The organism is Chryseobacterium sp. 2987 (assembly GCF_031456375.1).
GTDB lineage: Bacteria > Bacteroidota > Bacteroidia > Flavobacteriales > Weeksellaceae > Chryseobacterium > Chryseobacterium vaccae.
The window spans coordinates 254,157-267,548 of the sequence record NZ_JAVDUN010000003.1; the positions used below are offsets into that span (position 1 = coordinate 254,157).

Here is a 13,392-nt window from a genome sequence, read left to right on the forward strand (position 1 = left end):
ATTTAATGACGTAAAGGCATAAAATATGCTGGTATTTAATTACATAACTTTAAAATGTAATATCATGAGAAGTTTATTATGGTTAATTGCGGTCATCTGTATCGTTGTTTGGCTTTTAGGAATGTTAGGAATAGTACCGGGCATCAGCACAGGCTATTTGATACACATTCTACTGGTTATAGCAATTATTGTTATCCTTTACAATATTATTACCGGCAGAAAGCCTCTTGAGTAATTTAAATTTTGTAAAACCACTTAATTAAATCAATTAGCAGGCTTCAGCAGATACTGTTTTCAGATTTTGCTAAAGCCTGTTTTTTTTAGAGTCTCCGGATTACAATTCTTATCAGCCGGAATTAATTATTCTTTTAATTCCTAATGATCTTCCTACAGTCATTATCAAGACATACCGTATATGTTCCTGATACTAATGAACTGAGATCAAGGATACTTCTATCTTTATTTTTTTCCACTGCAATTATTGAAGAAATATCTCTTCCTGAACGATCATAAACTTTCAGGTTTTTATAAGATTTTTTTATGGAGATAATTGTGACTTTTCCTTTTGTTGGATTCGGATATATGGAAAAAGCAGCATCCTTATTTCCAATCTCCTGAGTTCCCAGAAAAACTTCAGGAATCAAAGTGGTCTGAATCGTAATTCCGTTGATGGTATTAAAGGTAACTTCAGTATTATTTCCTGTAATAGAAATGTTTATATTATTGTTTGGAGATTCCAGCTGCCATTTACCAGCCAGAGTAAGCTTTACAGGGTCAACTTGTGGTATTTGATAAAAACGGGATGCCGTTCCGGATATCTGATTAAAAGTATAATTCTCATTATCACTCAAAAGTCCCAGTGGACTCGTAAGGCTTACCTTTAGTTTATTTCCGCTATTTAGCGTTTGAGTCATTATTATCGATGGTTTATTTACAGAAATCACTTTATCATTTTGGAATACGGATGACGCATCAAAAACAGCATAACCATAGATGTTGTCTTCCACAGATTTCATCACATGGGCTTTATTATCCTGCTGAAAAACCTCAAAATAATTGGAAAAATTATTCGCCATATTCTGCGCACCGGCTGCTCCACCCTGCATAATGATCCCGTAACGGTATTTACCTGAAGAAGGGGCTGTACCATGGTCTATATAGGCCGTAGTATAATCCCCTTGGGTATCCGCAGTATTAGCCTGATTACGGGACTGTTGGGTACTCCTTTTAATTACTACCGAACCTGTATAACCGTCTGAAGGAATTGCAAATCCGTTGCCTACAGCATCCGTAGCCCATACATTTCCTGTACTTTGTGAAAAATTCACATTAAGCCCGGTTTGAACAGTTCCGTTTATATTTGTAGGGGTAGCGGCAGTAGGCAGGCCTGTCTGAAATAGGGTTGTATGAATAGGGTATGTTCCTCCCGCATCTTTGATCTCAGAGCCCAGACACAGCATTTTGTCTTTAAAGAAGAAAACCGTTTTAAGTGCAGAAGCTCCTGTAACGGAATTGGCATCCTTATAATCCATGGCGAATATTCCATTATTATCCAGCGAAGCATGAGCAAGGAATTTTTTTCCACTAAATAATCTATGAGTTCCCGTAGGAAAAGCACTTAATGGTATATTGGCAACCGTTGTTCCGGGAAGATGGCTCCAATCCCATCCGTTATCTGTAACAGCACCATTTGTCCCTGCTACTCCTAAACCATTAGAAAGTCTTGTTTTAAAAGTCCCCGCAGAAAGAATTTCCATTGCTCCGGCGGAAATATATCTTCCGAAAATATTTTCTGTAGCACTGTTTTCGTAATGCCAAATATGATTACTGGTTCCTTTTACAGCAACATGATAACCATTGTATTTGTGAACGCTAAGCCCTCCGTAAGGGAAGCTGAACTGTCCTTCTGTAATTGAGTTACTTGGCAACAATGAAACATTATTTTTAATGTTGATAACAATCTGTCCCATAGACATTGTATTTCCCGTTCCCGATGTAACCGCAGGATTAAATCCACCTCCGGGCATGTTATAAATCTGTTTAAAAAACTGACCTGCTTCCAGGTTTTCAACAGGATCTGCAGCATACAACAAAGCAAAAGCGGATCTGATAGTAAGAAGAGGTGTTGTGGTATTGGGAAAACGGCCAGTCCAGCCCCTGTGAATCTCAAAATCGGCACTGTATTTCTGATAAGCCATCAGTGCATTTTTGAGATTGTTTCTTGAAGTGGCATTTAACTCGTACGCTGTATTTTTAAGAATGTAATTCAATACAGCGGCAACACTAAGTCCATTTGCCCCATATGAATTAGGGTAGGCACCTAAATGATGAAAGGCAGTAAAGTCCGGTTTAATCATATCTGCCCATCCGCTTGCAATAGACAATGAGTTATTCATAAAACGATACAGGAAATTCATTTTCTCCAGTTTTTGCGGAGCAGTATCATCCAACGCCAAGATATAACATAGGCGGACGTGCATCATTGAACGTATCACATCAGTATTGCATCCAGAATACGTAAAATGATAGTTGGGGTTGGAGGGATCTATAAAGGAAGTAAACCCCTCCAAAATTCCCATATGATGTGAAAACTCACCAGCCTGAACCAACTCATCTTTCATAAGGAGTACACATTCTCCTAAAGGAGAACTTCTCAATCCAAAGCTCGAATTCCCCATTGCTATCCGCTCCATAGCAGGTTCCACAGAAAGTTTAAAATTGGTTGTACTGTTTATCCCTTTGTCTTTGATGTATTTAAATACTTTAAGAATTAATTCTTTAAGCTGCGGGCTATGGTATTTAGGATTGGAGGGTTGACCATTCACAATGGGTCCTTTCAGATGGTAAGCCATTACGAGGTAAAAAAGATTGCTGTTTACCAGGCTTATTAATGCACTTTCATCAGAAGAGTTTACCATATTCCAAGCTGCTCCTGGTGAATCAAAGTTATAATTGTTATTAATGGTAGATTCCACACTGTTGGCCTGCTGAATATATTTATTATACAGTGCCTTCACATTATTGTCCGAGTAAGTTGTTATCGAAGCATCCGTAAGCCAGTTGATATACTTTGTCTTGACGTTGTTTATTTCGCTAAGCTGCGCTTTCAGGAAGCCGGAACTTAAAACAATCAAAAATAATAGAACTCTGGGAAACATAATATATATTTTTCTGTTAACTAAAATTTGTATTAAGTCTTCATTTTCTGCCACTTCATCCAATTCTTTGATTATGAAATAAAAGACTATGTAAAAATACATCTTTTCCATCTACATCAATAAATTATTCACTATTCAAAATATATTTTAATGATTTTTTTATCATTTACATCATTTATTAATATGAAATAATTAAAAATGTTTATATTTTATTATAATTTTTACAAAACACGATAAAATATTATTTTAAAAAATCGATCATCTGAAAAGATTACTACAAAAACAATCTGTTTTATAAAATGTCTGTCCTTTATCTTATATTCAGGACATCAATTCTATTCAATTTTGGTAAGAACACCGTTTATTTTTGAAAACTTTTATCTACTTTTGAGGTAAATTAATTTTCTTATTCTCAGAATAAAAGAAAGTTAAATTGCACTATTTGTTAAAATCAATTTTTTTATGGAAAGACCACTTATTCTGGTTACTAATGATGATGGAATTACCGCACCAGGAATCAGAAATCTTATAAATTTTATGAACGAAATAGGGGAAGTTATTGTTGTTGCACCTAACTCTCCTCAAAGTGGAAAAGGCCACGCTATTACAATCAATTCTACGTTAAGCTACGAAGAAGTAACCCTTGACGGGCCGCAGACTGATTATTCATGCAGCGGAACGCCTGTAGATTGTGTAAAAATGGCTCTTGACAAGATCTTGAAAAGAAGACCGGATATTGTCGTTTCAGGAATCAACCACGGGGCTAATTCTTCAATCAATGTGATTTATTCAGGAACCATGTCTGCGGCTGTAGAAGCCGGAGTGGAAGGAATTCCTGCTATTGGATTTTCTTTGCTGGATTTCAGCTGGGAAGCTGATTTTACTCAAGCTAAGGAGTTTATTCAGAATATTGTAAAAAGAACACTGGAAAACCCCATGCCGAAAGGTATTGTATTGAACGTTAACATCCCGAAACTTCCTGCAGAAGAAATCAAAGGAATTAAAGTTTGTAAACAGGCTAACGCCAAATGGGAAGAAAGCTTTGACGAAAGGGTAAACCCACACGGAAAAAAATACTACTGGCTTACTGGTTATTTCAACAATATGGATGAATCTGAAGATGCTGATGAAACAGCATTAGCCAACGGATATATCTCCATTGTTCCGGTGAAGTTCGATCTTACGGCTTATGAGTATATGAAAACATTGGAAGAGGTAATGAATTTCAATTGATTTATATAGCCGGAATATGACAATATCCGGTAAACAATACATTTAAGGGGCGTGAAAGAATAATTTCCGCCCCTTTTCTATTAAAATAAAACTTTATCTTCCCTTCTGAGTTCTTCCAGATATTCTTTCTTTTCATCTCTGTAGAAAAGATTCATCGTCTCAAAAGGAATCAGCTTCAGGTTTTTATCTACAATATGAACGCATGATTTTTTTACCGCTCTTACATCAAAATCATGGGCATCCATAAAATTCATGATGATGATTCTGAATAGATTATCATAATCCAGATCCGGAGCACATACCTCAGGAAGACAGCACAGTAACTGGTTCACCTTAGGTTTTACTTTATCTACAGAAATCCCTGTACTGAAGATATCCAGCAGCTGCATATGAAGTCCCTGATCCTGTTCGTAGACAATGGTATTTCTGGATTCATTGTTCAGGAGATCTGCAGGATTGATATATCTTGTCAAAGGAATGATTTCTCCCTGTAGCTTAAGAATATATCCCATTGCCAAAGCATCCGGATTACAAGGAACCGGAATAATATCATCCCCGTTAAGAAGCGGAAACTGGTTGAGAATTTCCTGTCTTACTTCCGTCAGGGTAATCTTCTCATGAGCAGAATCTTCCCTGTTTCTTCCTGCAATTTCTACAGGCTGGAAAGTAATTCCTCTTACACATTTCTGCTTTAGGGCAAATTCAATGATCTTCCCTATTTCATCAATATTTTTACCTTTCTGGAGCACAATCACCAGGGTGGTGGAAAGGTTAAGCTCATTCAGCTTTTCCAGTGCCTTCATTCTGACTGAGCTAAGGTCTTTACCTCTGAAATCTTCAAGCACTTCCGGCTTAAAAGAATCAAACTGGAGATAGACTTCAAATTCAGGAGCATAAGATGCCAGTTTTTCAGCAAATCCGGGATCATTGGCAATTCTTATTCCGTTGGTATTCAACATCAGATGTTTGATCGGCTTTGATTTGGCAATATCCATAATCTTAAAAAACTCTGGATGAATCGTGGGTTCTCCCCCACTGATCTGGACCACGTCCGGCTCGCCTTCATTTTTCACGATGGTATCAAACATGGCCTCAATTTCTTCCAGACTTCTGTGGCTTCCGTAATGAGGAGAAGACATAGCATAGCACGTAGGACAGGTTAGATTACACCGATCCGTCACTTCCACAATAGAAAGACAGCTGTGCTGCTCGTGATCTACACACAACCCGCAGTCGTAAGGACATCCATATTCCACATCCGTTCCAAAATGCACGGGCATTTCTGATGCTTTGTTGTAATTTCTTATGTTTTTATAATATTGCACATCTGAAGCAATTTTTGTTTTGAAAAACCCATGGTCCGGGCATCTTTTCGTCATGAAAACGGCTTCATCCTCTATAATGATCTTGGCTCCTACCCTTTTAAGGCAATCAGGGCAAAGGCTGATGGTATAATCGTAATAGGTATAATTTCTTACTGGCATAATTTAATTTTAAAATACTCATCCACAAATATATCCACTGATAAGACCACAAATCAGAAGACAGATCAGCATGGTCTGTATAAACTGTTTTTTACTGAATTTTCTCTCATCCTTAGATTCATAGATCATCTTTACGATAACCGTTATGACCAGCGAAATCAAAAGTGCTCCCAGAATGATCAAACCGATGATCATAATCACCAGACCCAACAGGCCTCCTGCTTCCAGAATTGTTAAATTTTTCATTTTGAATATTTTAAATAGAGAGATTGGGTATTTTTAATGGTATAAATGTAGTAAATAATTACACAAATACATACCAGCTGTATCGTTCCAAGTTTTCCGATGATCTCAGCTCTCGGTTTAATAAAATCCAGGAAAAACCGGAATGTAAAATAGCTGAGCATAAATAACTGAAAAACAAATCCTGAAGCGAATTTATTCCGGGTCTGAATATATTTTAAGACAATCCAGAGTATCATTAAAAAAGCAATTTCATAAAGGGCAACAGGATGCCTGAGATATTGATCGCCCAGATGCATTCCAAAAACAGAACTGGTAGGAATTCCATAGGTTTCTTCATAAATTCCGGTCAGGAAGCAGCCTATTCTTCCGATAATGATGGCCAGCATCAGCGGAAAAACAATCAGATCTCCCGTACTTTCTTTATGATGTACTATTTTCTTAGCCAGCTCTACCCCTATCAATCCGAAAGCAAGACCTCCTACGATCGTATTATTAGACCAGAATTTTGTAAAGCTGAAGTTTTCAAAAATAATGTACGGATTTTCCAGATTTCCGATGAGTTTGGAACCGATTAATGCTCCTGCTGTGGCTCCTATCAATACGGCAGCAGAGGTATTGAAAGAAAGCTTCTCACTGGATTTTCTTTTAAGATAAAAATAATACCGCATCCCAAGGAACATTCCTACCGCTTCAAAAAGCGGATGTGCAAGAACCGTACGGCCGAAGATTTCAAAAGTTACAGGAAAATCCATAGGTTCAAAAATAAACCATTTCATATTATTCACTACCTTTATTCTGATAAATAATTACCAGATGCGTATAGAATATGAAATAAAACTGGGGTTCAAGGATGTCATGTTCCGTCCCAAACGTTCAACTTTAAAATCCCGTTCGGAAGTTGATCTGGAAAGGGAATTCACCTTCAGACACACTCAAAAAAAATGGAGCGGTGTTCCGCTGATTGCCGCCAATATGGATACAGTTGGTACTTTTGAAATGGCGTTGGAACTTGCTAAAGATAAAATCATCACAGCAGTGCACAAACATTATACGCCTGAAGAATGGAGTGCATTTCTTAACAGCCAGCCTGATAGCATTCATCAGTATATCGCTTTAAGTACAGGAACCGGAAAGGCTGATGAAGAGAAACTCAGAACGATCATCGAAAAGCACCCGAAAATTGAGTTTCTCTGCATTGATGTAGCGAATGGCTATTCTGAGCATTTTGTGGAGTTTGTGAAGCGCGCAAGAGCTAATTTTCCGGATAAGATTATTATGGCAGGTAATGTAGTAACCGGAGAAATGGTGGAAGAGCTTCTTCTGGCCGGAGCGGATATCATCAAAGTAGGAATTGGCCCCGGTTCGGTTTGCACCACCCGTGTAAAAACAGGGGTAGGCTATCCACAACTTTCTGCAATCATTGAGTGCTCTGATGCTGCCCACGGACTGGGAGGTCATATTATTGCCGACGGAGGCTGCAAGGTTCCGGGAGATGTAGCCAAAGCTTTCGGAGGCGGTGCTGATTTTGTGATGCTTGGCGGAATGTTTGCCGGACATGATGAAAGCGGCGGGGAGATCATTGAAGAAAACGGAAAAAAATACCGCCTGTTTTACGGAATGAGTTCCAAAACAGCAATGGATAAACATTCTGGTGGTGTTGCTGAATACCGTGCATCAGAAGGAAAAACAGTAAAAGCTGCTTACAAAGGACCGGTTTCAGAAACCGTAAAGGATATTCTCGGTGGTGTGCGTTCTACGTGTACGTATGTAGGAGCATCAAAACTTAAAGAGCTTTCTAAAAGAACTACTTTTATCAGGGTACAGGAGCAGGAAAACCAAGTCTTTAAAGATTAAATAAACAAAAGCCAGATCGTAAAGATCTGGCTTTTTTATCGTTTTTTGTTATCTATTAAGTTAACATCCCTCCGTCTACCTGCAATGTCTGTCCTGTAATGTAAGAAGCCATATCACTTCCTAAGAAAACACATGCATTGGCAACATCCTCGGTTTGTCCAAGTCTTTTTGCCGGGATCTGATCTTTCCATCCCTGGATTACTTTTTCATCCAGAACGGCAGTCATTTCAGTTTCAATGAATCCTGGAGCGACAGCGTTGCATCTGATGTTTCTTGAGCCTAATTCTACTGCAATAGACTTTGTAAATCCAATAACCCCAGCTTTAGAAGCTGCGTAGTTCGATTGTCCTGCGTTTCCGCTTATTCCAACAACCGAAGTCATATTGATGATAGATCCTGATTTAGCCTTCATCATCGGTTTAATCACCGCTTTAGTAAGGTTGAACACAGAATCCAGATTTACTCTCATGATTACGTCCCAGTCTTCTTTAGACATTCTCAGCAGAAGATTATCTTTTGTAATCCCTGCATTGTTGATTAAAATATCAATTTTTCCGAACTCCTCCATTACATCATCAATCAGTTTTTGAGCAGCATCATAATCTGATGCATCGGACTGGTATCCTTTAATCTGGGTTACAGAACTTAAAGCTGCTTCTAATTCTTTAGCTTTGTCTACAGAGCCGGCATAAGTAAAAGCTACTTTTGCACCCTGGTTAGCGTACATTTCAGCGATTGCTTTTCCGATTCCTCTTGTAGCTCCTGTAATTAGCGCTACTTTTCCTTCTAATAGTTTCATATCTCTTGACAATTATATTCTTACAATTATTCCGTTTCTGGAAAACGGCAATATAGTATATTTAATTTTATATGGATTAAACAGTGCGCAAAGATATTATAAATTGTTATTCAATGCATTCCAAATCATCAAATTACTTATTTTTTTTCGCTGTTTTTTATCATATTACTAAAGACTGCTGCCGATGTTCTTAAATCTGGTGAAATAAATAACGTCTGTTTTCCTGTCTTTATCAAGCTTCAGAACTTCTTTCTGCCAAACGTATTTATCGTATACAATTTCTTTCAGAGGTTCATTCTGAAAGTTAATTACTCCATATTTGCCGTCTTTTTTTACGATAATTTCATTTTCAGAATTTTCAAATACCACAATATCATCATAGGTGAAAGGAACAATTTCTTTGCCGTTTTCGTTGAGGATGCCATATAAATTACTGCTATTTTTACAAACTGCCGGTTTTGAATACAGGTTCAGGATATTATAAAAATCGGGTTCCTGTTCTTTAATGAAAACAATATCTTTCAGCACAGTTAAAGACCTGTTTGAAACTGAAAATGTGTAATAAACACTATCTTTTTTAATGATCAGAAAATCTGGATAAAAAGCAATGACCTGGGTATTTGCATCCAGAATGTTCTGCAGATCCTTATTCAGAAGCTTTTCTTCTTTTTCTTTTTTAAGATAAATAAAATCTTTTCCTGAAATCTTAAAACTTTTTACAAAATCGTATTCCGGCGCGACTACTGTTTCTCCCGACAGATTGACAACTCCTGTTTTTTTTGCAGAATTGCTGTAAAAGCTGAAAAGATCTTTGGATAAAGGAACCAGATCTTTAAAATTGTTAGGATATAACTTCTTTTCCTTCTTGTTAAAAACAGTTGTTTTCCCTTTTTTCTTCAGATAAATATAGTTTTGGCCACTGAAATATTCTGGTACAGCACCATCAAAGATTTCTTTTGCAAGGATATTTTCTTCGGTGTCTATGATACCATATTTTCCGGTTGACTGTTTTTTTGTAATAAGATAAGGATAGGAATGGATATTAACTATTTGCTTAGAAAACTGATGAAGGGTCTGTCCTTCTGTTCCAATGATTTCACTCTGTCCGTTTTCATTGATGATCAGTGCTCTTTCACCTTCAAAATCATAGTCTTTTTTAAAGCCTCTGCTGCTCATTTGCTTTCCCCGGAAATCATATAGAAACCATTGATTCTCCTTCAAAACGAAAAACCGTTTCTTTCCTGCAAGCCTTATCCTGTCCGAATAAGGAATGATCTGTTTTCCGTTATAATCGTAAACGGCATCTTTACCTTGCTTTGAGGATATGATCCATTCATTGCTGAGCCATGGCATATTGAAACTCTGGTTATCAGATGGGATCATCCTGTTTCCTTTTTCATCGATAACCGCTGATTCAACTACACGGGCGGATTCTTCGGAAGTGAGGATAAACCTGTTTTTTACAATATGTGAAACCCTTTCTTTAGGAGAAGTTTCAAACGTAATATTACCTAAGGAATCGACGATACTTTGAGACCTGGTTTTAAAATCATAAGCCGTCCCATAGCCTCCGGAATAGGAAGTCACTTCTTTTCCTGTCTTTTTTGATAAAAGGATTTTAGTGTACTGAGTGGTCTGTGCCATACATAACGATGTAAAGCATACAAAAACTAATTTTTTCAATGAAATTAAATGGAATTATTGACAATAAGAACGATCTCCCCTTTTAAAGTTTTACTTTTGGAAAATTCAATTAATTCATTGATCGTTCCGCGTTTAGTCTCTTCGAATTTTTTAGAGATTTCCCGGCTCAGGCTTGCTTTGGTTTCTTCACCGAAGAATTCTTTGATCTGCTCCAATGTGGTATTGATCTTATGCGGGCTTTCGTACAGGACAATGGTTTTTTTCTCTTCGGCCAGCTGTTTCAGCTTGGTCTGTCTTCCTTTTTTTTGCGGAAGAAATCCTGCAAACAGAAACTCATTATTTGGAAGACCTGAAACAACTAATGCCGGGATCAGTGCTGTAGCTCCGGGAAGGCAGATCATTTCAATATCATTATCTGCTCCCGCTTTTGCAAGAAGATAACCGGGATCTGAAATTCCGGGAGTTCCCGCATCCGTAATAATAGCGATATTCTGCCCGTTTTTAAGATCAGTAATCACTTTTTCAGTGGCCTGATGCTCATTATGCAGATGATAAGATTTCAAAGGTTTAGAGATCTCGAAATGCTTCAAAAGTATTCCGGATGTTCTGGTGTCTTCACACAAAATATAATCAACTTCCTTAAGGACATTTACAGCCCTGAAGGTCATGTCTTCAAGATTTCCTACGGGGGTAGGAACAAAATATAGGATTCCGCTCAAAATTTAAAATTATAAGAATTTATTTTCTACCAATATCCAGAGCCTTTGGGCGTATTCATCCACCTTGCTCCATTTTCTTTCATAATACAGGTCGCTCAGGTATTCTTTAGCCTCTTCCAGATTTTTGAAGTGATTTAGCTGGGCCACCGTATCATTAAGGTCAGTCTGGCTTCCTCCGAAGAGCATTTTCGAAAAAGCAATCCGGTCATTTAAATCAAGTTTAAATTCAGGTTTTGTTTTTTCTGCTTCCATCAAGTGGGTCGGAATATTGGTTTTCAGGATACTTCCCAAGTCCTCTCTTTCTGAAAGAACCGGTGGTTTTTCCTTAGGTATATCTCTTTCTAAAGGATCATCATCAAAAAGAGATTGTACCGCCTTCAGCCCTTTTATATTGGCCAGACGGATCTTCTTTTCTTCATGATAGGCATCCAGATCTTCAAAGCTTTCATCGGAGGCATGCCTTTCGGTATCGTTTTCCTGAGCATGTTTGTCTATTTCTACAATTTTCCTTCTGTCATGAACTTCGCCAGCTTCAGTTTCTGTACTTTTTTCTTCTGCAGGAAGATCATTTTTTATTTCGCTGAGAATATTCTCTACATTAGAAACATCACTTCCCATTTCTCCCTGCTCCATTATCATATCAGAATTCATGAATTCTTCTGTTTCTTCAATCAATATTTCATCATCCAGCGTTTCTGTATCAAAAATACTTGGAATGATCTCTATTCGCTCCGGAGTATCTCTGACGGCAGTTTTAGTGATTTTCTCTTCTTCATTTTCAGATTCATCAATTTCATTTAACTGATTATTGAAAACTGCTTCCTCTTCTGTTGTTTTATCGGTAAAAAGATCTTCGCTGATATCTTCTTCATCATCAGGTTCTGCATCCGCAAGAATTCTTTCTTCATCTACGAAACTGAAAATAATCTCTTTTTTCTCAGAGGTTTCATTCTCATCAATTTCGTTCAGCTGTCTACTGAAAATGGCTTCTTCATCCGTTATTCCATTTTCGGAATTTTCCTGGGTAGAATCTGTATTTTCTTCTACAAAACTGATGATATTTTCATGAAATTCATTTTCAGCAATCCCTTCAATCTGGCTATTAAAAACACCTTCTTCATCAGCTGACTCGCTGGCAAAATTTTCATTTTCAAACTCATCTATTTCATTCAGTTCATTATTGAAAATAGCTTCTTCCTCTGTAACCTCATTACCGGAATCCTGCGTTTCCTGTTCACCGGAAGCAAAAGAATGGTAGTGATTTTCTGAGGTTTGGCCGGAATGATCCGGTATGAAATAATCAATATTTTTTTCCAGAAGCCGTAGAAAAGAAATCCTGTTGGCAAGCTCATCTACAAGATCCTGCTTGGAAAGTAATTCGTCTACGTTATTTATTTTGTCCAAAATATCAATGATATTCTTGGATTCAAAAAAAATTTTTTCCTTTAAATCTTGGATGTTCTGCATATTAAGAATCTTGTTAAAATTGCTTACTTTTGATCTTAAAAATATACGGCTAATTTAACAAATGTTTTTAGAAAATACAATTAATCATTCCAAACAAAGTGGTTGGATGGAAGTTATCTGCGGCTCTATGTTTTCCGGAAAAACCGAAGAGTTGATCCGAAGACTGAGGAGAGCAGAGATGGCGGGACAGAATGTAGAGATTTTTAAACCCAAACTGGATACACGGTATTCTGATGAGGATGTTGTTTCCCATAATCACAATAAAATCCGCAGTACAGCAGTAGAAAATCCCAATGAAATTCTCCTTCTGGCTTCCAACTGTGATGTAGTAGGTATTGATGAAGCCCAGTTTTTTGATGAAAGCATTGTAGATATTGCCAACGAACTTGCCAACAGCGGGATAAGAGTAGTGGTTGCAGGACTGGATATGGATTTTCTGGGGCGCCCATTCGGGCCGATGCCTAATTTGATGGCTACCGCCGAATATGTTACAAAAGTGCATGCTATTTGCAAGAGAACAGGCAACCTGGCCAATTATTCCATGAGAACCTCACAGGGCAATGACCTTGTGGAACTGGGAGAAACAGAGAGCTATGAAGCCGTAAGCCGCAGGGTTTTTATTGATGAAGTGCTTTTGAAGAGAAAGTAACTTTAAAGGGATCTACAGATTCATTAAATAGAATAATAATAAATGGAAAACGGAAAAGTAAAACTGTAATGTTGCAAAGTAAAACAGATAGATTTTAAACTTTTGCAATTTTGCCTTTTTGCAGTTCCAACTAAAATAT

General features: G+C 37.5%; 12 protein-coding genes. 4 read left to right on the plus strand and 8 right to left on the minus strand.

Going from position 1 to position 13,392, the window contains the following annotated elements; translation table 11 throughout:
- Positions 1–64: 64 nt before the first annotated feature.
- Positions 65–235: a lmo0937 family membrane protein gene (locus J2Y40_RS10780; protein ID WP_153396871.1), complete on the plus strand. Its 171-nt coding sequence runs from the start codon at positions 65–67 to the stop codon at positions 233–235.
- A gap of 133 nt (positions 236–368) precedes the next feature.
- On the opposite strand, the gene J2Y40_RS10785 is transcribed toward J2Y40_RS10780, so the two are convergent.
- Entirely contained in the window at positions 369–3,158 is a 2,790-nt protein-coding gene (locus J2Y40_RS10785; protein WP_309998878.1) for a chondroitinase family polysaccharide lyase, read from the minus strand.
- A gap of 462 nt (positions 3,159–3,620) precedes the next feature.
- On the opposite strand from J2Y40_RS10785, the gene surE reads away from it, so the two are divergent.
- Complete coding sequence (surE, locus tag J2Y40_RS10790) at positions 3,621–4,391, plus strand: 5'/3'-nucleotidase SurE (protein WP_153396867.1); 771 nt, start codon at positions 3,621–3,623, stop codon at positions 4,389–4,391.
- 80 nt (positions 4,392–4,471) lie between these two features.
- Here the strand turns inward: surE and J2Y40_RS10795 are convergent, their stop codons facing one another.
- Genes J2Y40_RS10795 through J2Y40_RS10805 form a run of 3 tightly spaced genes read right to left on the minus strand, consistent with a single transcriptional unit; the run spans position 4,472 to position 6,897 of the window.
- Positions 4,472–5,875 carry a radical SAM protein gene (locus tag J2Y40_RS10795; RefSeq protein ID WP_153396865.1) on the minus strand — a complete coding sequence of 468 codons (1,404 nt, stop codon included), beginning with the start codon at positions 5,873–5,875 and terminating at the stop codon, positions 4,472–4,474.
- Between the two features lie 18 nt (positions 5,876–5,893).
- Positions 5,894–6,121: a hypothetical protein gene (locus tag J2Y40_RS10800; protein WP_153396863.1), complete on the minus strand. Its 228-nt coding sequence runs from the start codon at positions 6,119–6,121 to the stop codon at positions 5,894–5,896.
- Entirely contained in the window at positions 6,118–6,897 is a 780-nt protein-coding gene (locus J2Y40_RS10805; RefSeq protein ID WP_231128700.1) for a prolipoprotein diacylglyceryl transferase, read from the minus strand. The genes J2Y40_RS10800 and J2Y40_RS10805 overlap by 4 nt, the downstream gene beginning before the upstream one ends.
- Before the next feature lie 37 nt (positions 6,898–6,934).
- Here J2Y40_RS10805 and J2Y40_RS10810 point away from each other — a divergent pair, with 37 nt between their 5' ends.
- Positions 6,935–7,975: a GMP reductase gene (locus J2Y40_RS10810; RefSeq protein ID WP_153396861.1), complete on the plus strand. Its 1,041-nt coding sequence runs from the start codon at positions 6,935–6,937 to the stop codon at positions 7,973–7,975.
- A gap of 55 nt (positions 7,976–8,030) precedes the next feature.
- Here J2Y40_RS10810 and fabG read toward each other — a convergent pair whose 3' ends face one another.
- The 4 genes from fabG to J2Y40_RS10830 all read right to left on the minus strand — a co-directional run bounded on the left by fabG (position 8,031) and on the right by J2Y40_RS10830 (position 12,604).
- Positions 8,031–8,774: a 3-oxoacyl-[acyl-carrier-protein] reductase gene (gene fabG / locus J2Y40_RS10815; RefSeq protein ID WP_153396859.1), complete on the minus strand. Its 744-nt coding sequence runs from the start codon at positions 8,772–8,774 to the stop codon at positions 8,031–8,033.
- Between the two features lie 168 nt (positions 8,775–8,942).
- Positions 8,943–10,418, minus strand: a complete 1,476-nt coding sequence (locus J2Y40_RS10820) for a WG repeat-containing protein (RefSeq protein ID WP_153396857.1) — start codon at positions 10,416–10,418, stop codon at positions 8,943–8,945.
- Positions 10,419–10,462: 44 nt separating this feature from the next.
- Entirely contained in the window at positions 10,463–11,137 is a 675-nt protein-coding gene (gene rsmI, locus J2Y40_RS10825) for a 16S rRNA (cytidine(1402)-2'-O)-methyltransferase (protein WP_153396855.1), read from the minus strand.
- A gap of 9 nt (positions 11,138–11,146) precedes the next feature.
- Positions 11,147–12,604 (minus strand): hypothetical protein, encoded by a 1,458-nt coding sequence (locus J2Y40_RS10830; protein WP_309998884.1) that lies wholly within the window; start codon positions 12,602–12,604, stop codon positions 11,147–11,149.
- A gap of 61 nt (positions 12,605–12,665) precedes the next feature.
- Between J2Y40_RS10830 and J2Y40_RS10835 the strand changes: the two genes are divergently transcribed.
- Entirely contained in the window at positions 12,666–13,253 is a 588-nt protein-coding gene (locus tag J2Y40_RS10835) for a thymidine kinase (protein WP_153396851.1), read from the plus strand.
- Positions 13,254–13,392 lie beyond the last annotated feature (139 nt).